Origin of the sequence: Kosakonia cowanii JCM 10956 = DSM 18146, assembly GCF_001975225.1 — a bacterium.
In the GTDB taxonomy this organism is placed as follows: domain Bacteria; phylum Pseudomonadota; class Gammaproteobacteria; order Enterobacterales; family Enterobacteriaceae; genus Kosakonia; species Kosakonia cowanii.
The window spans coordinates 2,863,947-2,890,818 of record NZ_CP019445.1; the positions used below are offsets into that span (position 1 = coordinate 2,863,947).

General features: G+C 56.3%; 20 protein-coding genes. 10 read left to right on the forward strand and 10 right to left on the reverse strand.

The window, feature by feature from the left end; genetic code table 11:
- Positions 1-894 (forward strand): YcbJ family phosphotransferase, encoded by an 894-nt coding sequence (locus BWI95_RS13470; RefSeq protein ID WP_023481603.1) that lies wholly within the window; start codon positions 1-3, stop codon positions 892-894.
- Here the strand turns inward: BWI95_RS13470 and elyC are convergent.
- Positions 871-1,650 (reverse strand): envelope biogenesis factor ElyC, encoded by a 780-nt coding sequence (elyC, locus tag BWI95_RS13475; protein ID WP_076770315.1) that lies wholly within the window; start codon positions 1,648-1,650, stop codon positions 871-873. The two genes, BWI95_RS13470 and elyC, sit on opposite strands and share 24 nt — an antisense overlap.
- Positions 1,651-1,768: 118 nt before the next feature.
- On the opposite strand from elyC, the gene cmoM reads away from it, so the two are divergent.
- From cmoM to BWI95_RS13510, 7 genes are all read left to right on the forward strand, one after another.
- Complete coding sequence (gene cmoM / locus BWI95_RS13480) at positions 1,769-2,563, forward strand: tRNA uridine 5-oxyacetic acid(34) methyltransferase CmoM (protein ID WP_054803096.1); 795 nt, start codon at positions 1,769-1,771, stop codon at positions 2,561-2,563.
- Complete coding sequence (mukF, locus tag BWI95_RS13485; protein ID WP_076769639.1) at positions 2,556-3,878, forward strand: chromosome partition protein MukF; 1,323 nt, start codon at positions 2,556-2,558, stop codon at positions 3,876-3,878. The genes cmoM and mukF overlap by 8 nt, the downstream gene beginning before the upstream one ends.
- Positions 3,859-4,563 carry a chromosome partition protein MukE gene (mukE, locus tag BWI95_RS13490; protein ID WP_023481680.1) on the forward strand — a complete coding sequence of 235 codons (705 nt, stop codon included), beginning with the start codon at positions 3,859-3,861 and terminating at the stop codon, positions 4,561-4,563. The genes mukF and mukE overlap by 20 nt, the downstream gene beginning before the upstream one ends.
- Positions 4,563-9,011, forward strand: a complete 4,449-nt coding sequence (mukB, locus tag BWI95_RS13495) for a chromosome partition protein MukB (RefSeq protein WP_076769640.1) — start codon at positions 4,563-4,565, stop codon at positions 9,009-9,011. The genes mukE and mukB overlap by 1 nt, the downstream gene beginning before the upstream one ends.
- 181 nt (positions 9,012-9,192) lie before the next feature.
- A complete protein-coding gene (gene ldtD, locus BWI95_RS13500) occupies positions 9,193-10,998 on the forward strand; it encodes a L,D-transpeptidase (protein WP_054803097.1) in 1,806 nt (601 codons plus the stop codon).
- Positions 10,999-11,186: 188 nt separating this feature from the next.
- A complete protein-coding gene (locus BWI95_RS13505) occupies positions 11,187-11,735 on the forward strand; it encodes a YcbK family protein (RefSeq protein ID WP_054803098.1) in 549 nt (182 codons plus the stop codon).
- Positions 11,736-11,761: 26 nt separating this feature from the next.
- Positions 11,762-12,409 (forward strand): MBL fold metallo-hydrolase, encoded by a 648-nt coding sequence (locus BWI95_RS13510; protein WP_023481588.1) that lies wholly within the window; start codon positions 11,762-11,764, stop codon positions 12,407-12,409.
- 47 nt (positions 12,410-12,456) lie between these two features.
- Here the strand turns inward: BWI95_RS13510 and BWI95_RS13515 are convergent, their stop codons facing one another.
- The 4 genes from BWI95_RS13515 to pncB form a co-directional block, all read right to left on the reverse strand.
- On the reverse strand, positions 12,457-13,647 hold the full coding sequence (locus tag BWI95_RS13515; RefSeq protein ID WP_054803099.1) for an amino acid aminotransferase: 1,191 nt from the start codon (positions 13,645-13,647) through the stop codon (positions 12,457-12,459).
- A 186-nt stretch (positions 13,648-13,833) separates the two neighbouring features.
- Positions 13,834-14,976, reverse strand: a complete 1,143-nt coding sequence (ompF, locus tag BWI95_RS13525) for a porin OmpF (protein WP_054803100.1) — start codon at positions 14,974-14,976, stop codon at positions 13,834-13,836.
- A 606-nt stretch (positions 14,977-15,582) separates the two neighbouring features.
- On the reverse strand, positions 15,583-16,983 hold the full coding sequence (gene asnS / locus BWI95_RS13530; protein ID WP_023481622.1) for an asparagine--tRNA ligase: 1,401 nt from the start codon (positions 16,981-16,983) through the stop codon (positions 15,583-15,585).
- 159 nt (positions 16,984-17,142) lie between these two features.
- On the reverse strand, positions 17,143-18,345 hold the full coding sequence (gene pncB / locus BWI95_RS13535; RefSeq protein ID WP_076769641.1) for a nicotinate phosphoribosyltransferase: 1,203 nt from the start codon (positions 18,343-18,345) through the stop codon (positions 17,143-17,145).
- Positions 18,346-18,608: 263 nt separating this feature from the next.
- Between pncB and pepN the strand changes: the two genes are divergently transcribed.
- Positions 18,609-21,221, forward strand: a complete 2,613-nt coding sequence (gene pepN / locus BWI95_RS13540) for an aminopeptidase N (RefSeq protein ID WP_076769642.1) — start codon at positions 18,609-18,611, stop codon at positions 21,219-21,221.
- Positions 21,222-21,347: 126 nt separating this feature from the next.
- On the opposite strand, the gene ssuB is transcribed toward pepN, so the two are convergent.
- From ssuB to ssuE, 5 genes are read right to left on the reverse strand one after another with little or no spacing between them, the layout of a single operon-like run.
- On the reverse strand, positions 21,348-22,124 hold the full coding sequence (ssuB, locus tag BWI95_RS13545; protein ID WP_054803101.1) for an aliphatic sulfonates ABC transporter ATP-binding protein: 777 nt from the start codon (positions 22,122-22,124) through the stop codon (positions 21,348-21,350).
- Positions 22,121-22,909 (reverse strand): aliphatic sulfonate ABC transporter permease SsuC, encoded by a 789-nt coding sequence (gene ssuC, locus BWI95_RS13550; RefSeq protein WP_054803102.1) that lies wholly within the window; start codon positions 22,907-22,909, stop codon positions 22,121-22,123. Before ssuC ends, ssuB begins: the two co-directional genes overlap by 4 nt.
- 7 nt (positions 22,910-22,916) lie before the next feature.
- Positions 22,917-24,062: an FMNH2-dependent alkanesulfonate monooxygenase gene (ssuD, locus tag BWI95_RS13555; RefSeq protein ID WP_054803103.1), complete on the reverse strand. Its 1,146-nt coding sequence runs from the start codon at positions 24,060-24,062 to the stop codon at positions 22,917-22,919.
- A complete protein-coding gene (locus BWI95_RS13560) occupies positions 24,059-25,030 on the reverse strand; it encodes a sulfonate ABC transporter substrate-binding protein (RefSeq protein WP_054803104.1) in 972 nt (323 codons plus the stop codon). Before BWI95_RS13560 ends, ssuD begins: the two co-directional genes overlap by 4 nt.
- Positions 25,023-25,598 (reverse strand): NADPH-dependent FMN reductase, encoded by a 576-nt coding sequence (ssuE, locus tag BWI95_RS13565; protein WP_054803105.1) that lies wholly within the window; start codon positions 25,596-25,598, stop codon positions 25,023-25,025. Before ssuE ends, BWI95_RS13560 begins: the two co-directional genes overlap by 8 nt.
- A gap of 249 nt (positions 25,599-25,847) precedes the next feature.
- On the opposite strand from ssuE, the gene pyrD reads away from it, so the two are divergent.
- Positions 25,848-26,858: a quinone-dependent dihydroorotate dehydrogenase gene (gene pyrD / locus BWI95_RS13570; RefSeq protein ID WP_054803106.1), complete on the forward strand. Its 1,011-nt coding sequence runs from the start codon at positions 25,848-25,850 to the stop codon at positions 26,856-26,858.
- Positions 26,859-26,872: the final 14 nt, after the last annotated feature.

The following is a 26,872-nucleotide window of genomic DNA, read 5'->3' on the forward strand; positions in this document are numbered from 1 at the left end:
ATGGAACAACTTCGCGCCGAACTCAGCCATCTGCTGGGAGAGAAATTAAGCCGCATGGAGTGCGTCAGTGAAAAACCTGATTCGGCGCTCTGGACGCTGTATGACAGCCGGGGAAACCCGATGCCACTGATGGCTAGAAGCTTTACCACCCCGGGGCTGGCACAACAGCTGGCGTGGAAAATCTCAATGCTCGCCCGCAGCGGCACGGTGCGCATGCCGGTGGTTTATGGCGTAATGACTCACGAAGAGCACCCCGGTCCTGACGTGTTGCTGATTGAACGTCTGCGCGGCGTGCCGGTTGAAGCACCTGCGCGCACGCCGGAGCGCTGGGAGCAGCTCAAAGATCAAATTGTTGAGGGGCTGCTCTCCTGGCATCGTCAGGATAGCCACGGCTGCGTGGGCACCGTCGACAGCACCCAGGAGAATATCTGGCCCTCCTGGTATCGTCAGCGCGTCGAAGTGCTCTGGACTACCCTCAATCAATATCAAAATACCGGCCTGACGATGCAGGATAAGCGCCTGCTGTTTCGCACCCGCGAATGCTTGCCCGCTCTGTTTGAAGGATTCAACGACAACTGCGTGTTGGTGCACGGCAGTTTTAACCTGCGCAGCATGCTGAAAGATGCCCGCAGCGATCAGCTGCTGGCGATGGTTGGCCCCGGCATTATGCTGTGGGCACCGCGAGAGTATGAACTCTTCCGCCTGGTGGATGGCCCGCAGGCGGAAGGGTTGCTGTGGCACTATTTACAGCGCGCGCCGGTTGCCGAGTCGTTTATCTGGCGGCGCTGGCTCTATCTGCTGTGGGACGAAGTGGCGCAGCTGGTGAATACCGGTCGCTTCAACCGTGCCAATGTCGATCTGGCCTCGAAATCACTGCTCCCCTGGCTGGCCTGAACTCCCTTTTAGCCACTGCCAGATGCGTCCCAGCGTCTCATAACCCACCCGGTCACTGTGCATCAGCCAGACCGGGGAAGGGATCACACGCTCCCACGGGTTAAGCGGTGAGTCGATGGCCAGCTGGTTTGCCGGCGCAGGCAGCGGTTTTAACCCAACGTGCTGGAAGAAGATCATTGCTCTCGGCAGATGCGACGCGGAGGTCACCAGCAGGAAAGGTGCATCGCCGATAGCCTGTTTCACCGCAGACGCTTCCTCTTCGGTATCCTTAGGCTGATCAAGGGTGATGATATCGCTGCGCGGCACGCCGAGGCTCTCGGCAACCCTGGCGCCCGCTTCTGCGGTGCTTACCGGGTTGGTTTTGGCCGCCGCGCCGGTAAAGATCATTTTTGCACCGGGATTAGCCCGCCATAAGCGGATACCTTCATTAAGCCGCGGCAAGCTGTTACTAATCAGGTTCGAACTTGGCGCCCAGGCGTCATTCCACGTATAACCACCGCCCAGCACAACGATATACTGCACCCGCTCGCTACCGTGCCAGGTCGGGTAGCTCTCTTCTATCGGTTTCAGCAGGCGATCCGCCACCGGCTGGATGCTTAAAAGCAGCAGTAAAAGCCAGCCGACGCTGATAAACACCTTGCCGGTTTTCTGCCAGCGGCTAAACCAGACCAGCGCAATTCCGGCCCCGATAACCAAAAGTAAAAGGGGTAACGGCAGCATCAGGCCACCAACGATTTTTTTCAGTGTGAAAAGCACTGTATCCGTCTCCTTTTTGAGCATACAGCAGGCGATTTCCGCGGATCTTACACCAGATAGGTTCATTATCGGCACGGCTGTGACAAAATAGCGCTTTTGCCAGGAGCGTAGGGCGGCTATGCAGGATCGCAATTTCGACGATATCGCCGAGAAATTCTCGCGCAACATTTACGGCACGACAAAAGGTCTGCTGCGTCAGGCGATCCTGTGGCAGGATCTTGATATATTACTGGCAGAAATGAATGACGGCCCGCTGCGCGTGCTTGACGCGGGCGGCGGCGAGGGGCAAACGGCGATCCGCATGGCGCAGCTTGGCCATCATGTGACCCTCTGCGATGTGTCGCAGGAGATGCTTAAACGCGCGCAGGCCGCGGCGGAAGAGAAAGGCATCAGCGGTAACATGCATTTTGTACACTGCCCGGTTCAGGATATTGCTCAGCATTTGGCATCGCCGGTTGATCTGATATTGTTCCATGCAGTTCTTGAATGGGTCGCCGATCCCGTCGCCGTGCTGCAAAAATTGTGGACGGTATTAAGGTCGGGCGGTGCGCTGTCGCTGATGTTTTACAATGCTGACGGCCTGCTGATGCATAACATGGTGGCAGGGAACTTTGACTATGTGCAGGTGGGGATGCCGAAGCGGAAGAAGCGTACGCTCTCCCCGGATTACCCGCGTGCGCCCGCCGAGGTTTATCGCTGGCTTGAGCAGATTGGCTGGCATATCACCGGCAAAACCGGCGTGCGTGTTTTCCATGACTATCTGCGCGACAAAACTCAGCAGCAGCGCAGTTTCGAGATGCTGCTGGAGCTGGAGACCCGCTACTGCCGGCAGGAACCCTATATTAGCCTCGGCCGTTATATCCACGTGACAGCCCGTAAGCCGCAAATCGATGGAAGGACAAACGATGAGTGAATTTTCCCAGACAGTCCCCGAACTGGTTGCCTGGGCCAGGAAAAATGATTTCTCCATCTCGCTGCCGGTCGACAGGCTCTCCTTTTTGCTGGCTGTCGCCACCCTTAACGGCGAGCGTCTTGATGGCGAAATGAGTGAAGGCGAGCTGGTTGACGCCTTTCGTCATGTGAGTGAAGCGTTTGAGCAAACCAGCGAAACCGTTAACCAGCGTGCAAACAACGCGATTAACGATATGGTGCGTCAGCGTTTGTTGAACCGCTTTACCAGCGAGCAGGCAGAGGGCAACGCCATCTACCGCCTCACGCCGCTGGGCATCGGTATTACCGATTACTATATTCGCCAGCGCGAGTTCTCCACGCTGCGCCTCTCGATGCAGCTCTCTATTGTGGCGGCTGAGTTGAAGCGCGCTGCCGATGCGGCAGAAGAGGGCGGGGATGAATTCCACTGGCACCGGAACGTCTTTGCGCCGCTGAAATACTCTGTTGCAGAGATTTTCGACAGCATCGATCTTACGCAGCGCATCATGGATGAGCAGCAGCAACAGGTGAAAGATGATATTGCCCAGTTGCTAAATAAGGACTGGCGCGCTGCCATCTCCAGCTGTGAGCTACTGCTCTCTGAAACCTCCGGTACGCTGCGCGAACTGCAGGATACGCTCGAAGCGGCAGGCGATAAGTTGCAAACCAACTTGCTGAGCATCCAGGAAGCGACCATGGGACGCGACGATCTCGAGTTCCTCGATCAACTGGTCTTTAACCTGCAAAGCAAGCTCGACCGTATTGTCAGCTGGGGGCAGCAGTCCATCGACCTGTGGATCGGTTACGACCGCCACGTGCATAAATTTATCCGTACCGCGATTGATATGGATAAAAACCGCGTCTTCGCCCAGCGTTTGCGCCAGTCGGTGCAGAGCTATTTCGACGCACCGTGGACGTTGACCCACGCCAGCGCCGACCGCTTGCTGGATATGCGCGATGAAGAGATGGCGCTGCGCGACGAAGAGGTGACCGGTGAGCTGCCAACGGAGATGGAGTTCGAGGAGTTTAACGAGATTCGCGAACAGCTCGCGGCGCTGATCGAACGGCAGCTGGCTATCTATAAAACCAAAGGTGTGCCGCTCGATCTCGGCCTTGTGGCCCGCGAGTATCTGGCGCAATACCCGCGCGCGCGTCATTTTGACATCGCGCGCATCGTAGTTGATCAGGCGGTACGCCTCGGCGTAGCGCAAGCAGATTTCACCGGCCTGCCGCCGAAATGGCAGCCGATTAATGATTACGGAGCCAAGGTACAGGCGCATGTCATCGACAAATATTGAACAAGTGATGCCGGTTAAACTGGCACAAGCGTTGGCAAACCCGCTGTTTCCGGCGCTGGATAGCGCACTGCGCTCAGGGCGGCATATTGGCCTCGACGAGCTGGATAATCACGCCTTTTTGATGGATTTCCAGGAGTATCTCGAGGAGTTCTACGCCCGTTATAACGTGGAGCTGATTCGCGCGCCGGAAGGTTTCTTCTATCTGCGCCCGCGCTCCACCACCCTCATCCCGCGCTCGGTGCTCTCTGAGCTGGATATGATGGTCGGCAAAATTCTGTGCTACCTCTATCTCAGCCCGGAGCGTCTGGCTAACGAGGGGATTTTTACCCAGCAGGAGCTCTATGACGAGCTGCTGTCGCTGGCGGATGAAAACAAGCTGTTGAAGCTGGTGAACAACCGCTCAACCGGCTCCGATCTCGACCGTCAGAAGCTGCAGGAAAAGGTGCGTTCCTCCCTCAACCGTCTGCGCCGTCTCGGCATGATCTGGTTTATGGGCAATGACAGCAGCAAGTTCCGCATCACCGAATCGGTGTTCCGCTTCGGGGCCGATGTGCGTTCGGGTGACGATGCGCGTGAAGCGCAGCTGCGCATGATCCGCGACGGTGAAGCGATGCCTGTGGAAAATCACCTGCAGCTCAATGATGAGCCTGAAGAGAACCAGCCGGACAGCTCGGAGGATGAGTAATGATTGATCGCGGTAAATTTCGTTCGCTTACGCTGATTAACTGGAACGGCTTTTTTGCCCGCACCTTTGATCTCGACGAGCTGGTCACCACCCTTTCAGGCGGTAACGGGGCCGGGAAATCGACCACCATGGCGGCGTTTGTCACGGCGCTGATCCCGGATCTGACGCTGCTGCACTTCCGTAACACCACCGAAGCGGGCGCAACTTCAGGCTCACGCGATAAGGGTCTGCACGGCAAACTGAAAGCCGGGGTCTGTTATTCGGTGCTGGATGTGATCAACTCCCGCAACCAGCGCGTGCTGGTTGGCGTGCGTTTGCAGCAGGTCGCCGGTCGCGATCGCAAAGTGGACATTAAACCTTTTGCCATTCAGGGCTTGCCAACTTCGGTGCTGCCAACGCAGCTGCTGACGGAAACCCTCAATGAGCGCCAGGCGCGTGTCCTGACGCTGCAGGAAGTGAAAGATAAGCTCGACGCGATGGAAGGGGTGCAGTTTAAGCAGTTCAACTCCATCACCGATTACCACTCGCTGATGTTCGATCTGGGGATCGTAGCGCGTCGTCTGCGCTCCGCCTCCGATCGCAGCAAGTTCTACCGCCTGATTGAAGCCTCGCTCTATGGCGGGATCTCCAGCGCCATTACGCGCTCCCTGCGCGACTACTTGCTGCCAGAAAACAGCGGGGTGCGTAAAGCGTTTCAGGATATGGAAGCGGCGCTGCGCGAAAACCGCATGACGCTGGAGGCGATCCGCGTTACCCAGTCCGACCGCGATCTCTTTAAACATCTGATCAGCGAAGCCACCGATTACGTGGCGGCAGACTATATGCGCCACGCCAATGAGCGTCGGGTGCATCTGGATAAAGCGCTGGAGTATCGCCGCGATCTCTTTACCTCACGCAAGCAGCTTGCCGCCGAGCAGTATAAGCATGTCGATATGGCGCGCGAGCTGGCGGAACATAGCGGTGCGGAAGGGGATCTGGAGGCCGATTACCAGGCCGCCAGCGATCACTTAAACCTCGTGCAGACCGCGCTGCGTCAGCAGGAGAAGATTGAGCGCTACGAAGCCGATCTGGAAGAGTTGCAGATCCGCCTCGAAGAGCAGCAGGAAGTGGTGGCCGAAGCCGCCGAGCGCCAGGAAGATAACGAAGCCCGTGCCGAAGCGGCCGAGCTGGAAGTGGATGAACTGAAAAATCAGCTTGCGGACTACCAGCAGGCGCTGGACGTTCAGCAAACCCGCGCGATCCAGTACAACCAGGCTCTGCAGGCGCTGGAGCGGGCGAAAACGCTTTGCCACCTGCCGGATCTGACCATTGAAAGCGCCGATGAGTGGCTGGAGACCTTCCAGGCCAAAGAGCAGGAAGCAACCGAGAAACTGCTGTCGCTGGATCAAAAAATCAGCGTCGCGCAAACGGCGCACAGCCAGTTTGAGCAGGCCTATCAGCTGGTGGCCGCCATTAATGGCCCGCTGGCGCGTAATGAAGCCTGGAGCGTGGCGCGTGAATTACTGCGCGATGCGGTTAACCAGCGCCATCTGGCGGAGCAGGTTCAGCCGCTGCGCATGCGTCTGACGGAGCTGGAGCAGCGCCTGCGCGAGCAGCAAGACGCCGAGCGCCTGCTGGCGGAGTTCTGCAAACGACAGGGTAAACAGATTGATGCCGAGGAGCTGGAAGCGCTGCATCAGCAGCTGGAAGCGCAGATTGCCGCGCTCTCAGACAACGTTTCTGCTGCCGGTGAGCAGCGTATGGCGCTGCGCCAGGAGCTGGAGCAGTTACAGTCGCGCATTCAGACCCTTACCAAACGCGCGCCGATCTGGCTGGCGGCGCAGAACAGCCTGTCGCAGCTGTGTGAACAGAGCGGCGAGCAGTTTGAGTCGGGCCAGGATGTTACCGAGTATCTGCAACAGCTGCTGGAGCGCGAGCGCGAAGCTATCGTTGAGCGCGATGAGATCGGTGCACGTAAGCGCGCGGTCGATGATGAGATCGAGCGTTTAAGCCAGCCGGGCGGTGCGGAAGATCAGCGCCTCAATGCGCTGGCCGAACGCTTTGGCGGCGTCCTGCTTTCGGAAATTTATGATGACGTTAGCCTCGAAGATGCCCCTTACTACTCGGCGCTGTATGGCCCGTCACGCCACGCTATCGTGGTGCCGGATCTCTCGCTAGTCGCCGGGATGCTCGAAGGGCTGGAGGATTGCCCGGAAGATCTCTATCTGATCGAAGGGGATCCGCAATCCTTCGATGACAGCGTCTTCAGCGTGGATGAGCTGGAAAAAGCGGTAGTGGTGAAAATCGCCGACCGCCAGTGGCGCTACTCCCGCTTCCCGACGCTGCCGATCTTTGGCCGTGCCGCGCGTGAAAGCCGGATTGAAAGCCTGCACGCCGAGCGGGAAACGCTGGCGGAACGTTTCGCCACCCTGTCGTTTGATGTGCAGAAAACCCAGCGTCTGCATCAGGCCTTCAGCCGCTTTATCGGCAGCCATATTGGCGTGGCGTTTGACGACGATCCGGAAGCGGAGATCCGCACCCTCAACAGCCGCCGCGGCGAGCTTGAGCGGGCTATCAGCAATCATGAAAATGATAACCAGCAGAATCGCGTTCAGTTCGAGCAGGCGAAAGAGGGCGTGGCCCAGCTTAACCGCCTGCTGCCGCGCCTGAGCCTGCTGGCGGATGAGACCCTCGCCGATCGCGTCGATGAGATCCAGGAGCGGCTGGATGAAGCGCAGGAAGCCGCGCGCTTTATTCAGCAGTTCGGCAATCAGCTGGCGAAGCTTGAACCGATGGTTTCCGTATTGCAGAGCGATCCGGAGCAGTTTGAACAGCTCAAAGCCGACTACGCCGCGTCGCAGCAGGTGCAGCGTGATGCGCGCCAGCAGGCTTTCGCGCTGGCGGAAGTGGTTCAACGCCGGGCGCACTTCAGCTACTCCGACTCCGCCGAGATGTTTAACGGCAATAACGATCTTAATGAGAAGCTGCGCCAGCGTCTGGAGCAGGCTGAAGCGGAGCGTACCCGTGCGCGCGAAGCGATGCGCAGCCATGCCGCGCAGTACGGTCAGTACAACCAGGTGCTGGCCTCGCTGAAGAGTTCGTTTGATACCAAAAAAGAGCTGCTTAACGACCTGCAAAAAGAGTTACAGGATATCGGCGTGCGCGCCGACAGCGGGGCAGAGGAGCGGGCGCGTCAGCGTCGTGACGAACTGCATGCCCAGCTCTCCGGCAACCGCTCGCGCCGCAATCAGCTGGAAAAAGCGCTCACCTTCTGTGAGGCCGAGATGGATAACCTGACGCGCAAGTTACGCCGTCTGGAGCGCGATTATCACGAAATGCGTGAGCAGGTGGTGAGCGCGAAAGCGGGCTGGTGCGCGGTGATGCGCATGGTGAAAGATAACGGCGTTGAGCGTCGTCTCCACCGTCGCGAACTGGCTTACCTTTCTGCGGACGAGCTGCGCTCCATGTCGGATAAGGCCCTTGGTGCCCTGCGCCTGGCGGTGTCGGATAATGAACACCTGCGCGATGTGCTGCGCATGTCGGAAGATCCGAAACGCCCGGAGCGTAAAATCCAGTTCTTTGTCGCGGTCTACCAGCATCTGCGCGAACGTATCCGTCAGGATATTATTCGCACCGACGATCCGGTAGAGGCGATTGAGCAGATGGAGATTGAGCTAAGCCGCCTGACGGAAGAGCTCACCTCGCGCGAGCAGAAGCTGGCGATCAGCTCCCGCAGCGTGGCGAATATTATTCGCAAAACCATTCAGCGCGAGCAGAACCGTATCCGTATGCTCAACCAGGGTTTGCAGAGCGTCTCGTTCGGCCAGGTCAACAGCGTGCGCTTAAACGTGAACGTGCGGGAGACCCACGCCACGCTGCTCAATGTGCTTTCAGAGCAGCACGAGCAGCATCAGGATCTGTTTAACAGCAGCCGCCTGACCTTCTCGGAAGCGCTGGCGAAGCTCTATCAGCGCCTGAACCCGCAAATCGATATGGGGCAGCGCACGCCGCAGACCATTGGCGAAGAGCTGCTCGACTACCGCAACTATCTGGAGATGGAAGTGGAAGTCAACCGTGGCTCCGACGGCTGGCTGCGCGCCGAGTCGGGGGCATTGTCGACCGGGGAAGCGATCGGTACCGGGATGTCCATTCTGGTGATGGTGGTGCAGAGCTGGGAAGATGAAGCCCGCCGCCTGCGCGGCAAGGATATCTCGCCGTGTCGCCTGCTGTTCCTTGATGAAGCGGCGCGTCTTGATGCCCGCTCTATCGCCACACTGTTCGAGCTGTGTGAGCGTCTGGAGATGCAGCTGATTATCGCCGCGCCGGAGAACATCAGCCCGGAGAAAGGCACTACCTACAAGCTGGTGCGTAAAGTGGTGCAGAATCAGGAACATGTGCATGTTGTCGGCCTGCGTGGCTTTGCTCCGCAGCTGCCGGAAACGCTCCCCGGGACGGCGGACGTTTCCTAATCGCAGCACAATATATAAAGAGCGGCCTCAGTGCCGCTCTTTTTGTTTTCTGAAAAAGATTGCCAGTCGGCGTTTAATCTTTAAACTTCTTTACAGTAGGTCAGACAAATGTTTTTTTGTCTTTATATACTGAGAAAAAGGTGACATTTAGTCACATGTAAGGTGAGAACAGGGGGCAGGGATGTTGCTTTTGAAGTCGTATGGTCGTCGAATGTCGGCGTTGAGTTTGTGCCTGGCATTCGCATTCGCTCCGCTGTTTAATGCGCAGGCCGATGAGCCTGAAGTTGTACCGGTTGATACCTCGGCGACGCCGGGCGATCAACCCACCCTATTACCGCAGCCGCTGGAGCAATCTCCGGCGACGGCGATGATGATCGGTGTGAAACCCTATCCGAACGGTGTCTCGGTTGCCGAAGTACGGGCACAGCTGCAATCTCAGCTGCCAGCAAACTGGGCGCCTGTCTATATGGATCAGCTCGCGGCGCTCTATGCTGCACGCGGCCAGAAGCCGATGTGGGATAACCGCGAAGCAGTTCAAGCTTTCCAGCAGCAGCTGGCGGAAGTGGCGATTGGCGGCTTTCAGCCGCAATTTACCACCTGGGTCGAACTGCTGACCAACCCGGATGTGACCGGCATGGCGCGGGATGTTGTACTCTCCGACGCGATGATGGGTTACCTGCAATTTGTGGCCGGTATCCAGGCGAAGGGTCAGCGCTGGCTCTATAGCGATAAACCTTATACGCTCGCGACACCCGCTATTTCGGTGATCAACCAGTGGCAATCTGCGCTGGATAACGGCTCCCTGCCTGCTTTTATTGCCACGCTGGCACCGCATCACCCGCAATATACGGCGATGCACCAATCCTTGTTGACGCTGGTGGCAGATTCACGCCCGTGGCCGGAGATGACCGGTACAGCGTCACTGCGCCCGGGACAGTGGAGCAATGACGTTCCGGCGCTGCGTGAGATCCTGCAGCGCAACGGCATGCTGGAGAGCGGCGCAGAGATAGCGCTGCCGGATGGCAATGCCACGGTCAGCACCTCGGCAGAGCCGGCACCTAAGAAAAAGCCCGCCGCGCGTGAGGCCTATGACCGCACGCTGGTTGAGGCGGTAAAACGTTTTCAGGCCTGGCAGGGTTTACACGCTGATGGCGTGATCGGTAAAAGCACGCGCGACTGGCTGAACGTCACGCCTGCGCAGCGCGCCGGTCTGCTGGCGCTCAATATTCAGCGTCTGCGCCTGCTGCCCTCGACGCTTTCGACCGGCATTATGGTTAATATTCCGGAGTATTCGCTGGTCTACTACCTCAACGGCAATGAAGTGCTGTCGTCGAGAGTGATTGTCGGTCGCCCGGATCGCAAAACGCCGATGATGAGCAGCGCGCTTAATAATGTTGTGGTTAACCCGCCGTGGAACGTGCCGCCGACGCTGGCGCGCAAAGATATCCTGCCGAAGTTGTGGAACGATCCCACCTACCTTGAGCGCCATGGTTACACCGTGCTGCGCGGCTGGAACAGCAAAGAGCCGATCGATCCCACAATGGTTGACTGGGCGACGATTACGCCATCTAACTTGCCTTTCCGTTTTCAGCAGGCACCTGGCGTGACCAACTCGCTTGGGCGTTATAAGTTCAATATGCCGAGTTCTGACGCGATTTACCTGCATGACACGCCGAACCACGCTCTGTTCCAGAAACAGGCCCGTGCGCTTAGCTCCGGCTGCGTGAGGGTGAATAAATCCTCTGAGCTTGCCAATATGCTGTTGCAGGATGCGGGCTGGAGCGATACGCGTATTTCGGATGCGTTAAAGCAGGGCGATACGCGCTACGTCAATATTCGCCACGATATTCCGGTCAATCTTTACTATTTGACCGCGTTCGTTGGCGCGGATGGACGCACGCAATACCGCACAGATATTTACAATTATGATCTGACGGCGCGCACCGGTGCGCTTGTTCTGGCGAAAGCTGAAAAATTAATCAGGTAAATGAAGCAGTTTGCGATTTTCCGTTGTCATAGTGACAGGCAATTCCCGGGTAGTTCAGGCTACAGAGCCCGGGATTGCTGGGGAGAGGCCGCCTTGACGCGGCGTTTGATGCCCGGTAAGGTGCCTCTCGTGCGCTAAAGCAGTGCATAAAAATCGTTCAATGCACTTTTTCTGTAGATCTGATTATCATGGATAAATTTGACGCTAATCGCCGCAAATTGCTGGCGTTGGGTGGAGCCACACTCGGTGTTGCTCTGCTGCCCACTCCCGCTTTTGCAACGCTCTCCACGCCGCGCCCGCGTATTTTAAGACTTAATAATCTTAATACCGGGGAGTCTATTAAAGCTGAGTTCTTTGATGGTAGAGGCTATATTCAGGATGAATTAGCAAAACTCAACCATTTCTTCCGTGATTACCGCGCAAATAAAATTACGCACATGGATCCTCAGCTATTTGATCACCTGTTCCGCCTGCAAGGCCTGTTAGGCACGAATAAACCTGTCCAACTCATCTCCGGTTATCGCTCTGTTGATACCAATAATGAGCTGCGTGCTCATAGCCGCGGTGTGGCGAAAAAAAGCTATCACACCAAAGGCCAGGCGATGGATTTCCATATTGAAGGGATTTCCCTGAGTAATATTCGCAAAGCTGCGTTATCTCTGCGCGCGGGTGGTGTAGGATACTACCCCAAAAGCAATTTTGTGCATATTGACACCGGGCCGGTAAGGCACTGGTAAAACTCAGTCTGAGCTACAGGAGCAGTATGAACTATCGTATTATTCCGGTTACCGCGTTCTCCCAGAATTGTTCGCTAATCTGGTGTGAACAGACGCAAGTTGCTGCCGTGGTTGATCCCGGTGGCGATGCAGAGCGCATTATTCAGGAAGTGGATGCGTGTGGTGTGACGGTGACGCAAATCCTGCTGACGCATGGTCATCTCGATCATGTTGGTGCGGCGGCGGAACTGGCGCAGCATTATGGTGTGCCGATTATCGGCCCGGAAAAAGAAGATGAGTTCTGGCTACAGGGATTACCGGCGCAGAGCCGCATGTTTGGCCTCGAAGATTGCCAGCCGCTGACGCCCGATCGTTGGTTAAATGAAGGCGACAGCGTAGCCGTAGGCAATATCAGCCTGCAGGTGCTGCACTGTCCGGGACATACACCGGGGCATATCGTCTTTTTTGACGCGCAGTCACGTTTGCTGATCTCTGGCGACGTGGTCTTTAAAGGCGGCGTAGGACGCAGCGATTTCCCGAAAGGGGATCACGCGCAACTGATTCACTCCATCAAGCATAAGCTGTTGCCGCTTGGTGATGACGTGACCTTTATTCCGGGTCACGGGCCACTCTCGACATTGGGGAATGAGCGGTTGCACAACCCGTTCCTGCAAGATGAACAACCGGTGTGGTAAACAAAAAAGGGTCGCGTAAGCGACCCTTTTTACTTCCTGCGTCTTGCTTACAGGACGGCGACAATCGCCTCGCACAGCGGTGCCATATTATCTGGCGTCATGCCGGCGACGTTGATACGCCCGGAAGCCACGGCATAGATGCCGAACTCTTCACGCAGGCGCAGCACCTGCTCTTTGGTCAGGCCGCTGAATGAGAACATGCCATTCTGGCGGGTGATAAAGCTAAAGTCGCGGTTCGCGCCTTTCTCCTGCAGCGTATTCACAAACAGCAGACGCATACGCTGGATGCGCTGGCGCATGTCGGTCAGCTCCTGCTCCCAGATCGCACGCAGGGCAGTGTTGCTGAGGATGGTTGCAACCACTGACGCGCCGTGGGCTGGCGGGTTGGAGTAGTTCGCGCGGATCACCGATTTCATCTGGCTGAATGCGCGATCGGCAGTATCTGCATCGGCGCAGACCAGCGTACAGGCACCTACACGCTCGTTGTAGAGGCCGAAGTTTTTCGAGTAGGAACTGGCGACCAGCAGCTCTTTATGCAGCGCAGCGAAGGCACGCAGCCCCTCAGCATCCTCTTCCAGACCGCGAGCGAAACCCTGATAGGCGAAATCGAACAGCGGCAGCCATCCTTTCTCTACAGAGCGCTTCGCCAGCGTCTCCCACTGCTCCAGCGTCGGATCGATACCGGTCGGGTTGTGGCAGCAGCCGTGGAACAGTACTACGTCGCCAGCCTGCGCCTGCTCAAGGCTGGCCAGCAGGCCTTCAAAATCGAGGGTATGGTTCTGTGCATCGTAGTAAGCGTATTCGCACACTTCCAGGCCAGCGGAGTTAAATACGCCTTTATGGTTCGGCCAGCTCGGGTTGCTGACCCAGACGCGTTTTACGCTGGTGTTTTTGGCGAGGAAATCTGCGGCAACGCGCAGACCGCCGGTGCCGCCTGGGGTTTGTGCCGTCCGTGCGCGTTTGTCATTGATAATGGCGCTGCCTTTGCCGAAGAGTAACTCCTGGGTGCAGCGGCCAAATTCTGGAATGCCGTCGATGCCGAGGTAGTTTTTGGTGGCTTCGTTTTCCAGCAGATAGAGCTCTGCTTTCTTCACGCTGGTCAGCACCGGCGTCTTACCGGTTTCATCTTTATAGACACCGATGCCTAAGTTAATTTTGTGCGGGCGTTCATCGGCGCGAAACAGATCGGCCAGGCCCAGAATAGGGTCGGCAGGGGCAGCGGTAATATTCTCAAACATGACGAGGTTCCATTTTGATGACAGAAGGGAATTCCGTTATCAGGTTAACGGCTGGCAGGGGAATTGCCAACCGTTTGCAATAAAAAGCGCGACGCTTTTCAAAAGTCGTCGCGCTTTTTGCCGCAGGCATAAAAAAACAGGGCCGAAGCCCTGTTTTAAATGCCTATAACAGTCGAGGGTGACTGATTAGAACTGGTAAACGAGACCCACTGCTACGGTGTCGTCAGAACCTACGCCCAGTTTGTTGTCTTTATCAATCTGGTTGATGATGTAGTCAACATAGGTGGACATATTTTTGTTGAAGTAGTAGGTTGCGCCCACTTCGATGTAGTTGATGTAATCTGCGCTGCCTACGCCTGCAACGTCTTTCGCTTTAGATTTGTAGTAAGCGATGGACGGACGTAGACCGAAGTCAAATTGGTACTGTGCAACAACGGAGAAGTCCTGAGTTTTATTCAGGTAACCGTTGCGCTCAACGGTGCTGCCCGCAGGGGTAGTATTCAGGCGGGTTGCGTTGCGGGTTTCACCGTACAGAGCTGCCAGGTAGATATTGTTCGCATCATATTTCAGACCCGTTGCCCACTGCTCAGCTTTTTTACCAGCTGCGCCATAACCAGTCGCAGATGCGTCGTGGGTTTCCTGTGCATTGGTACGATCCGCTGCGCCGTAAGCACCAACAACGCCGAAGCCGTCGAAGTCATAGCTCAGAGAGGTCGCCCAGCCGTCGCCGTTGGAACGAGTGATATCATCTGCAGAACCTTGGGCATTCGCACGCTCGTTTTTGCCCAGGTACTGTACGCCGAAGTTCAGGCCATCAACCAGGCCGAAGAAGTTGCTGTTACGGTAAGTCGCCAGACCACCGTTACGACCGGAGAAGAAGTTATCGCTGTTGCTGGTGTCGCCACCGAACTCTGGCAGCATATCGGTTACGCCGATTGCATCGTATACCAGGCCGTAGTTACGACCGTAGTCGAAAGAGCCCGCGTCGCCGAATTTCAGACCAGCGAAGGCCAGACGAGTTTTGTTGCCCTTCTGAGCATCGGTGCCGCCTTCAGAGTTGTTACCCTGGAAGTTATATTCCCACTGGCCGTAACCGGTCACCTGGTCATTGATTTTAGTTTCGCCTTTGAAGCCCAGACGAGCGTATGTTTTGTCGCCGTTGCCAGCATAACCGTTAGCGCCATTATCTTTGGTGAAGTAGTGCAAACCAACTGCTTTACCGTAGATATCAACTTTGTTGCCATCTTTGTTATAGATCTCAGCAGCGTTAGCTGCGCCCGCTACGAGCAGGGCAGGGATAACCACTGCCAGGATATTGCGCTTCATCATTATTTATTACCCTCATTGGTTTTTTTTGGACACCTGCCACTGCCGCCGTGTAAATCCGTCAAAAAAAATTTACGGAACTACAGATGAGAGTTTGGTGTCTTTCTGTGTCTGAGAGGCATCTTTCCAAACAAGTAAACGTTTCGCTAGCCTGAAAGTGCTACAAATGTCTTAAATAAGTAACAAGAAGAAATATTGTGTAATAATTTGTGAATTTGACGGAACTTTGTGAACCATCTCTAAATTCCGCAGTTGCCGCTTAAAAAATCAGCGCTACCTTTCCTATTTATATGAATTACTTATATTTAATTGAGATAAAGGCATACCTTATGCACAAAAGCGGCAGATAAGGCTTTTTCTTATATTTGTATTTAGACGTCCAGATAGCTGTGCTAATTTTAACCAAATGTGCTAATCATTCGAATGAAACACTTTGAAATATTCACGTCCGTGATTTTTGTTGCGAAGCAATTCAGGCGTAAAAAAACGCAAAGAAACGTATAAAGGGCGATTTATCAGGTGGGGTAAAGTGTGACCGCGTTAACAAAAGTTGACAGCAGATAATAAAAAGGCCAGCAATTATGCTGGCCTTGTTTGACATTGACGCAATCAGAAGGTTGCGTTGCGCGGCGTACGCGGGAACGGGATCACATCGCGAACGTTCTGCACGCCAGTAACATAGGCGATCAAACGCTCAAAGCCGAGACCAAAACCGGCATGCGGTACGGTGCCGTAGCGGCGCAGATCGCGATACCACCAGTAGTCCTCTTTGTTGAGCCCCATTTCAGCCATACGCGCGTCCAGCACGTCGAGACGCTCTTCACGCTGCGAGCCGCCGATGATTTCGCCGATGCCCGGTGCCAGCACGTCCATCGCCGCCACGGTTTTACCGTCATCATTAAGGCGCATATAGAACGCTTTAATCTCTTTCGGGTAGTTTTTAACGACAACCGGCGCTTTGAAGTGCTTCTCAGCCAGATAGCGTTCGTGTTCGGACGCGAGATCGACACCCCAGTAAACCGGGTTTTCGAACTTCTCACCGCACTTCTCAAGGATCGCCACCGCATCGGTGTAATCGACCTGCGCGAAGTCAGCCGCGATAAAGCGCTCAAGACGACCGATTGCATCTTTATCAACGCGTTCAGCGAAGAATTGCAGATCGTCCAGACGCTCTTCCAGCACTGCTTTAAAGGCATACTTCAGCATCGCTTCAGCCAGACGGGCGTTATCGTCGAGGTTAGCAAAGGCGATCTCCGGCTCCAGCATCCAGAACTCCGCCAGGTGGCGGCTGGTGTTGGAGTTTTCCGCGCGGAAAGTCGGGCCAAAGGTATAAACCTTTGAGAGCGCGCAGGCATAGGTCTCTGCGTTCAACTGACCGGAAACCGTCAGGAACGCCTCTTTGCCAAAGAAGTCTTTATCGTAATCAACTTTGCCTTCAGCGTTACGCGGCAGGTTTTCCATATCCAGCGTCGAGACGCGGAACATTTCGCCAGCGCCTTCGGTATCTGAGGCGGTGATCAGCGGAGAAGAGACCCAGAAGAAGCCCTGCTCGTCAAAGAAGCGGTGCAGCGCCTGCGCCAGCGTATGACGAACGCGCGCGACGGCGCCGATCAGGTTGGTGCGCGGGCGCAGGTGTGCGACTTCACGCAGATATTCGATGCTGTGACGTTTTGCCGCCATCGGGTAGGTGTCCGGATCTTCAACCCAGCCGGTCACTTCTACGGATGTTGCCTGGATCTCCAGGCTCTGACCTTCGCCCGGCGAGGCCACAACTTTGCCGGTAACCACAACCGAGCAACCGGTGGTCAGATGCAAAACGTCATCATTGTAATTGGGCAGAGAATTATTAATAACGGCCTGTACAGGATTAAAGCAGGAGCCGTCATAAACGGCGAGGAAGGAGATACCAGCTTTAGAATCTCGGCGGGTGCGCACCCATCCGCGAACCGTCACTTCACTGTCAACGGCAACGCGACCATGGAATACGTCGGCTACAGGCACAACGCTCATAATATTCTCTCTATTAATAGTCGGAAAAAATAAACACTTGTCCACCCGAAATGGGCGGGATCACCTATGTTACCTGGCGAGCGCCATCAGACAAGCAGAATTCGCAGGCAGCATTAATAATTTGTCATGAAAAAAGGGAGCCGACTGGCTCCCTGATGATTAACTCGCCTTTCGCACCTGCGGCAGGTCGAAGGCCTCGCGCAGCGCGCGGACGAACGCTTTGTCATGGCAAATCGTTTTGCCAGGGCTATCGGATAATTTCGCCACCGGTTTACCGTTACACTCCACCAGCTTAATCACGATATTGAGCGGCTTAACGCCCGGAATATCGCAGGTGAGTCGCGTACCGATGCCGAAGCCAAGCTGGATACGCGAGGCGAAATGGCGGTAGAGATCCAGCGCTTTATTGAGATCGAGGTTATCGGAGAAGACCAGCGTTTTCGACAACGGATCGATACCAAGCTTTTCATAATGGGCAATCGCTTTCTCGCCCCACTCTGCGGGATCGCCAGAATCATGGCGCAGCCCCTGATAGCGGGTAGCGAACTCCGGGCCGAAATCGCGCAGGAAGGCATCCATGGTGATGCAGTCCGTCAGGGCGATACCGAGTTTATCCGGGTACTCAGCAAGCCAGGCAGCCAGCGCGGCACGCTGGCTGGTCGCCAGATCGGGGCTAATCTGCTGATGTGCCTGGAACCACTCATGGGCCTGCGTACCCATCGGCGTCAGCGACAGGCGACGAGCGAGATCGTAATTGCTGGTGCCAACGAACCACGGCTCCTGTTTAAGCCGCTCAACAATTGCTTGCTGGACGTCGGCAGAGAAGCGACGGCGGGTACCGAAATCCATCAGCCGGAAACCGGACATATCCATCGAGGCGGTGCGCGCAGCGAAATCTGCCAGTTTACTCTCCAGATGCAGCAGGGCCTGCTGGACGCCCGCTTCAGGCGAGCGACAGCGGTGCACCACTTCGCTAATCAGCGCCAGCAGCGGGACTTCCCACATAATCACCTCGCGCCACGGGCCGGAGAGGCGAATTGAGAGCTTGCCATTATCGTTGCTGATGGTGACCTGCTGCGGATCGTAACGGAAGTTACGCAGCCAGGCGAGGTAGTCGGGTTTGAAGAAGGGCAGGCCGGAGAGCCAGAGGAATTCGTCATCCTGCAAGCGCAGATGGCGCATCGCATCAACCTGCTCGCGGATCGCGTCGGCATAAATGCCCAGCAGATCGTCGCCGCGACAGCGAAATTCCGCCGAGACATGCACATCATAGTAGTGATGGAACACCGCTTGCTGCATGTGCAGTTTGTAGGCATCGGTATCCAGCAGCGTTTGCAGACCAGAAAAAGCGAGTTGAGTCATGGCGCGCAGTAGCATCCTCTTACAGGAGCGTTTAGTAGATTAAACAAAGCAAGTAAGTCGCTGGAGTATACCTTGTTTACTCATTTAGTGAACCCCATCACACCATATCGTCGAAAAAGGGTCGATGGCTTTTCGTGCCCACTGTTATAAAAATGTAGCAGACAGAGCTTTTCCCTCTGAAAAGATAAACATTCTGCGTGGCGCGTTTGTAGCAACCGGAATAGACTGGAACCGTAACCAACAGAAGATGCTAAAGGTTTTTTATGACACAACAGCCACAAGCCAAATACCGCCACGATTACCGTGCGCCGGACTACCTGATTAGTGATATTGACTTGACCTTCGACCTTGACGCCGCGAAAACCGTCGTCACTGCGCTGAGCAACGTGTCACGCCAAAGCGCCTCTGCTGCGCCGCTGCGCCTGGATGGCGGCGATCTGACCCTTATCTCCCTGCATATTAATGACCAACCCTGGACGAACTATAAAGAAGAGGGCGGTCAGCTGGTGCTCGACGGTCTGCCGGACCGTTTTACCTTACGCATCGTTAATGAGATCAGCCCGGCGGCGAATACCGCGCTCGAAGGACTCTATCAATCCGGTGAAGCACTCTGTACCCAGTGTGAAGCGGAAGGGTTCCGTCATATCACCTGGTATCTCGATCGCCCGGACGTGCTGGCGCGCTTTACTACCAAACTGATTGCCGATAAAGCCCGTTACCCGTTCCTACTCTCTAACGGCAACCGTATCGATCAGGGCGAGCTGGACAATGGTCGTCACTGGGTGCAGTGGCAGGATCCGTTCCCAAAACCCTGCTACCTCTTTGCGCTGGTGGCCGGTGATTTTGATGTGCTGCGCGATACCTTTACTACCCGTTCCGGTCGTGAAGTGGCACTGGAGCTCTATGTTGATCGCGGGAATCTTGACCGCGCGCCGTGGGCGATGACCTCGCTGAAAAATTCAATGAAGTGGGACGAGCAGCGTTTCGGTCTGGAGTACGATCTCGACATCTATATGATCGTGGCCGTCGACTTCTTCAATATGGGCGCGATGGAGAACAAAGGGCTGAATATCTTCAACTCCAAATATGTTCTCGCCCGCACCGATACCGCCACCGATAAAGATTATCTCGATATCGAGCGCGTGATTGGACATGAATATTTCCATAACTGGACCGGTAACCGCGTCACCTGCCGCGACTGGTTCCAGCTGAGCCTGAAAGAGGGGCTGACAGTGTTCCGCGATCAGGAGTTCAGCTCCGATCTCGGCTCCCGCGCCGTTAACCGCATTAATAATGTACGCACCATGCGCGGCATGCAGTTCGCCGAAGATGCCAGCCCGATGGCGCACCCGATTCGTCCTGAAAAAGTTATTGAGATGAATAACTTCTACACCCTGACGGTGTACGAAAAAGGGGCGGAGGTGATCCGCATGCTGCACACCCTGCTGGGGGAAGAGAACTTCCAGAAAGGGATGCAGCTCTATTTTGAGCGCCATGACGGCAGCGCGGCGACCTGCGATGATTTTGTTCAGGCGATGGAAGATGCGTCCAATATCGACCTCTCCCATTTCCGCCGCTGGTATAGCCAGGCCGGCACGCCGATTGTTTCGGTGCAGGATGATTACAACCCGAACACCGAGCAGTACACGCTGACCATCAGCCAGCGCACCCCGCCAACGGCGGAGCAGCAGGAGAAGCTGCCGCTGCATATTCCGTTTGATATCGAACTTTACGATAACGAAGGGAAAGTGATCCCGCTGCAGAAAGAGGGCCACCCGGTACACAACGTGCTAAATGTGACGCAGACGGAGCAGACCTTTGTGTTTGATAACGTCTACTTCCAGCCTGTCCCGTCTCTGCTGCGTGATTTCTCCGCACCGGTGAAGCTGGAGTATAAGTGGAGCGATCAGCAGCTGACGTTCCTGATGCGCCATGCGAAGAACGACTTCGCGCGCTGGGATGCGGCGCAGAGCCTGCTGGCGACACATATCAAGCTGAACGTTGCGCGTCATCAGCAGGGGCTGGCGCTCTCGCTGCCGCTGCATGTTGCCGATGCGTTCCGCGCGATCCTGCTCGATGATCAGATCGATCCGGCACTCGCCGCCGAGATCCTGACCCTGCCGTCGGTCAATGAGATTGCCGAGTTGTTCGACATCATCGATCCGGTGGCTATCGCTGCCGTTCGTGAAGCGCTGACCCGCACGCTGGCCACCGAACTGGCAGACGAATTCCTCGCGGTCTACAACGCCCATAAACTCGACAGCTATCGTGTGGAGCATGAGGATATTGGCAAGCGCTCCCTGCGCAATACCTGCCTGCGTTATCTCGCCTTTGGCGATGCGCAGCTGGCAGATAAACTGGTCAGCCAGCAGTATCACGAGGCGGATAATATGACTGATGCGCTGGCCGCGCTCGCGGCGGCGGTTGCCGCCCAGTTGCCTGGCCGCGATCTGCTGATGCAGGAGTATGATGACAAGTGGCATCAGGACGGTCTGGTGATGGATAAGTGGTTTATTCTGCAGGCCACCAGCCCGGCGGCGAATGCGCTGGAAACGGTGCGCGGCTTGCTGCAACACCGCTCTTTCACCCTCAGCAACCCGAACCGTATCCGCTCGTTGATTGGCGCGTTTGCCAGCAGCAACCCGGCGGCGTTCCATGCTGAAGATGGCAGCGGGTACCGCTTCCTGGCCGAAATGCTGACGGAGCTTAACAGCCGTAACCCGCAGGTTGCGTCGCGTCTGATTGAGCCGCTGATCCGCTTCAAACGTTACGATGAAGGTCGTCAGGCGTTGATGCGTAAAGCGCTGGAACAGCTGAAAGCGTTGCCGAATCTCTCTGGCGATCTCTACGAGAAAGTCAGCAAAGCGCTGGCATAACCGTGTAGCACCTTATCCGACCTGCGCGCGTTGTAGGCCGGATAAGGCGTCAGCCGCCATCCGGCAGTAATGCCCGATGGCGCTACGCTTATCGGGCAGATGGGCTGTTACTGTTCGTTAATAACATCATGCGTGGCGGGTTCGGGGCACAACGCTGTTTTCGGACTCGCCGCGCTGCATCACGCGGTTCAATACCTGCTCTTCGAGCTCGGCCAGCCTGACCGATCCGAGGCGGCGCGGGCGCGGCAAATCGACACTCACATCGAGGCCAATTTTCCCTTCCTCAATCAGCAATACGCGGTCTGCCATCGCTACCGCTTCACTGACATCGTGCGTCACCAACACCACCGTAAATCCCTGCTCCTGCCACAACTGCGTGATCAGCGCCTGCATCTCCAGCCGGGTGAGGGCATCCAGCGCGCCTAACGGTTCATCAAGCAGCAGCAAACCCGGTTTATGTACCAGCGCACGCGCCAGCGCAACACGCTGTTTTTGGCCGCCGGAGAGCGCCGCTGGCCACTCTGCCGCACGCTGCTCCAGCCCCACCGAGCGTAACGCGCTTTCTGCTGACTCACGCCAGCGGCCTTTCAGCCCGAGACCAACATTATCAATCACCGATTTCCACGGCAGCAGACGTGAGTCCTGAAACATCATGCGCGTATCATGTTGAATGCTGGCAAGGGGCGTCGTGCCTGCCAGCAGCTCACCGTTGTTTGGTGTCTCCAGCCCGGCTAACAGACGCAGCAGCGTGCTTTTCCCGCCGCCGCTGCGGCCCACCACCGCGATAAACTGCCCGGCGGCAATATGCAGATCGAGCCCATTTAACACTGTGTTGGCGCCATACCGTTTGGTGACGCCATTTAACAGCAGCGGGATGCCTTGGTTCAGTCGGGCAGTATTCATGCTGTTACCTCCTTCGTATGGTATGCGGGGTGCCAGCGCAGCCACAGACGCTCCAGCGCCAGTGCGCTGATATCGGCCAATTTGCCGAGCAGGGCGTAGAGAATGATGGCCACCACCACCACATCGGTTTGCAGAAACTCGCGCGCGTTCATCGCCAGATAACCGATACCGGCATTCGCTGAGATGGTTTCGGCGACAATCAGCGTTAGCCACATCAGGCCGAGCGCAAAGCGCACGCCAACCATAATCGACGGCAGGGCACCGGGCAGGATCACATGGGCGAAGAGCGCAAAGCCGGAGAGGCCATAGCTGCGCGCCATCTCCACCAGTCCGCGGTCGATATTGCGGATCCCGTGCCAGGTGTTGATATAGATCGGAAAGAGCGTCCCGAGCGCGACGAGAAAGATCTTCGCCGTCTCATCAATACCAAACCACAAGATCACCAGCGGGATCAGCGCCAGATGCGGCACGTTACGCAGCATCTGAATCGAGGTATCCAGCAGACGTTCTCCCCAGCGCGAGAGGCCGCTAATCAGCCCAAGCGTCAGGCCAATGCTGCCACCGATGGAGAAACCAATCGCCGCGCGCCAGGCGCTGATCGCCAGATGCTGCCACAGCTCACCGCTGGCGCTGAGCGTCCAGAACGCTTCCACCACCCCTTCCGGCGACGGAAAGATACGGCTTGAGAGCCAGCCGAAGGTCGAGGCGAGTTGCCAGACCGCGACTATCAGCGCCGGCAGCAGCCAGGGAGCCAGGCGCAACAACCACTTATTCTCTTTCGCCATCACAACCTCAGCTTTGCGCCACGCTACGCGGAATAAACTCGTTCGCCACCGTTTCACCCTGCGGCTGTAACGGCTGCGGCTGCGGGATCTCGGGGATAGCGACATCCAGATGCGGGAAGAGCAGTTCGCCGACGCGATACGCCTCTTCCAGATGCGGATAGCCGGAGAGGATAAAACTGTCGATACCGAGAGCGGCATATTCGTTGATGCGCGCTGCAACCGTCGGGCCATCGCCCACTAACGCCGTGCCCGCGCCGCCACGCACCAGACCGACTCCGGCCCACAAGTTAGGGCTGATTTCGAGCTTATCGCGCCGGCCGTTGTGTAAGGCGGCCATACGCTGCTGACCAATCGAGTCCTGACGGGCAAAGGCTGCCTGCGCTTTTTCAATTGTTGCATCATCAAGGTGTGAGATAAGGCGATCCGCTGCCTGCCACGCCTCGGCATTGGTTTCGCGCACAATCACATGCAGGCGAATACCGAAGCGCACTTTTCGCCCGTGGGCAGCGGCCTTCGTGCGCACCTGCTCAATCTTCTCTTTTACTTGCTCTGGCGGCTCGCCCCAGGTGAGATAGAGATCGACCTGCTCTGCCGCCAGATCCTGGGCTACATCGGAGGATCCGCCGAAGTAGAGCGGCGGTCGCGGCTGTTGTACCGGAGGGAAGAGCAGCTTCGCGCCGCGTACCTGTAAATGCTTGCCGGTGAAATCGACGGTGTCGCCCTCCAGCAAACGACGCCAGATATGGGTAAATTCCGACGATACCTCATAGCGTTCGCTGTGATCGAGGAACACACCGTCGGCTGCCAGCTCCTGCGGATCGCTGCCGGTCACCAGGTTAAACAGCGCCCGGCCATTGGAGAGCCTGTCGAGCGTTGCCGCCTGGCGCGCGGCAACCGTCGGCGAGATCACGCTCGGGCGCAGGGCAACCAGAAACTTCAGGCGCTGGGTGACCGGAATCAACGAGGCAGCCACCAGCCACGCATCTTCACAGGATCGCCCGGTCGGGATCAGCACGCCGCTAAAGCCGAGCCTGTCGGCTGCCTGGGCGATATGCTGCAAATAGCCATAATCAACCGGTCGCGCGCCGTGGTCGGTGCCAAGATAGTGACCATCACCGTGGGTCGGTAAAAACCAGAACAGATTCAGACTCATGATTTCGCTCCTTCTTGGGTCGGCTGCCAGATGCGGCTACGGATATCGACTTTTTTCGGTACCAGATGGTTTTCATAGAAAAGGTCGGCGGTCTGCTGCTGTAGTGCAGCCGTTGCCTCATTTACCGGGGTGATTTTGGTTGGCGGACGGTGATCGAAATAGGTGGCGATCACCGGTTGCGGCAGCCCCATGCTTTTGGCAAACAGAGCGATACTTTCGTCGCGCTGACTAATCGTTAAAGCATCCGCTGCGCTGAAGGTATCCAGTACGCCCTGAATAAAGGCGCCATTCTTCTCGGCATAGGGGCGCGCGGCTAAGTAAAATGAACCGGTCTGCTTGAGGGTGGTGCCATCCTTCAGTACCCGCACGCCGCCTTGTAACAGGGCGGCAGAGTAGTAGGGATCCCAGATAGCCCAGGCGTCGACATTGTGTTGCTGGAATGCGGCACGCGCGTCTGCCGGGCTGAGGAACACCGGCTGAATATCGCTGAATTTAAGTCCGGCCTGTTGCAGCGCCCGCAACAGCAAGTTATGGGAGCTGGAGCCCTTCTGGAACGCGACTTTATGGCCCTTCAAATCCGCTACGCTTTTGATTGGGCTATCTTCAGCCACGAGGATCACTTCCGCTTTCGGTTTTGGCGGCTCGACGCCGACATAGACCAGATCTGCGCCCGCAGCTTGGGCGAAAATCGGCGGGATATCGCCGGTGCTGCCAAGATCGATACTGCCGACATTCAGCGCTTCAAGCATTTGCGGCCCGGCCGGGAACTCAATCCAGGAAATTTTGGTATGCGGATAGCGTTTCTCCAGCAGGCCGTGGCTTTTCGCCAGCACCATGCTGACGCTTCCTTTTTGATAGCCAATGCGCAAAGCCTCCGGTGCCGGCTCGGCGGCCTGCGCCCAGGCGGAGAGGGTGAGCAGCCCGCCAAGCAGCAGCCCGGTGGCGGAAAATGAGAGGCAGTTAAACATGAGCAACTCCTTGCGGGGCGTGGAAATCCGGGGCTTTAATATCGCGGCGATGGAGCGCCTGCCAGAAGGTCTCCAGCGCGCTATCCAGTCGGCCTTGCAGATTGGGCGTCAGGCTCGGTTTATGTTGATAATCGAGCACCTGACTGTCGTCGGCGAAGACACCGTGGAGGATCTCCTGTGCTTTGAGGGCACTCAGCACCGGTTTCAGGGCGTAATCAACCGCCAGCAGATGCGCTACCGTGCCGCCCGTTGCCAGCGGCAATACCACTTTGTCTGCCAGCGCGCGTTCGGGAAGCAGGTCGAGCAGGGTTTTTAGGGCGCCGGAATAGGCTGCTTTATAGACCGGGGTGGCGACAATCAGCCCCTCAGCCATGCTGAGTTGCTCGATAAAGGTTTGCAGCGCCGGGCTGTCGAAGCGGGCATAGAGCAGGTCTTCAGGATCAAAATTGTGCAGATGCCAGTGGTTAACCTCAACGCCCTGCGCAGAAAGCCTATCGCGGGCATACTCCAGAAGCGCGCTGGAGCGCGAGGGAAAGCGGGGACTGCCGGCCAGGGTGACAACGCGCATGCTTACTCCTTATAACCAAATGTTTGCTTATAGATAACATTGATAACAATTTCAGGCAGTGTGACAGAGGCGGTTTATTCCCCTAAATGATTTATTCGGGGAAAAGTTGCTGAAATTTGCATAAAGAGAGGGCCTGAGAGGAAAACGATTGCGCGGAATAGGCTTTTTTTGCCACAGGTCAATTCCCTTTCGCTGCGCTTTCACTGATAATACGCCCCCGGTTTGCACACCGGGAATCCAGGAGAGTTCATGTACTACCCCTTCGTTCGTAAAGCCCTTTTCCAGTTCGATCCAGAACGCGCTCATGAATTAACGTTCCAGCAGCTGCGCCGCGTTACCGGCACGCCGCTCGAAGCGCTTGTCCGCCAGCGTGTACCGGCAAAACCGGTGCAGTGCATGGGACTGACCTTTAAAAATCCGCTCGGTCTGGCCGCAGGTCTGGATAAAAACGGTGAGTGCATTGATGCGCTGGGCGCGATGGGGTTTGGCTCAATCGAGATTGGCACCGTGACGCCGCGCCCGCAGCCGGGAAATGATAAGCCTAGGATCTTCCGCCTGGTGGAAGCTGAAGGGCTGATTAACCGCATGGGCTTTAACAATCTTGGCGTCGACAATCTGGTCGAGAATGTCAAAAAGGCGCATTTTGACGGCGTACTCGGTATTAATATTGGCAAAAATAAAGATACGCCGGTTGAACAGGGAAAAGATGACTACTTGATCTGCATGGAGAAAATTTACCCCTATGCCGGTTATATCGCCATCAATATCTCTTCGCCAAACACCCCAGGTTTGCGCACCTTGCAATATGGCGAAGCGCTGGATGATTTACTCAGCGCCATTAAAATTAAGCAGAATGATCTGCAAGCTCGCCACCATAAATATGTTCCGGTGGCGGTGAAAATTGCGCCCGATCTTTCTGAAGAAGAGCTAATCCAGGTCGCTGATAGTTTAGTTCGCCACAATATTGATGGCGTTATTGCCACCAATACCACCCTCGACCGGGCATTGGTTCAGGGAATGAAGCACTGTGATGAAACCGGTGGTTTAAGTGGACGTCCCCTGCAATTAAAAAGTACGCAAATTATCCGACGTCTGTCACAAGAATTATCTGGGCGTTTACCGATTATTGGCGTCGGCGGAATCGACTCGGTGATTGCCGCACGCGAGAAGATGGAAGCGGGCGCTTCGCTGGTGCAAATTTATTCTGGTTTTATTTTTAAAGGCCCACCGCTGGTAAAAGAGATCGTCACCTACCTCTGATCTTTTTCCCCTCC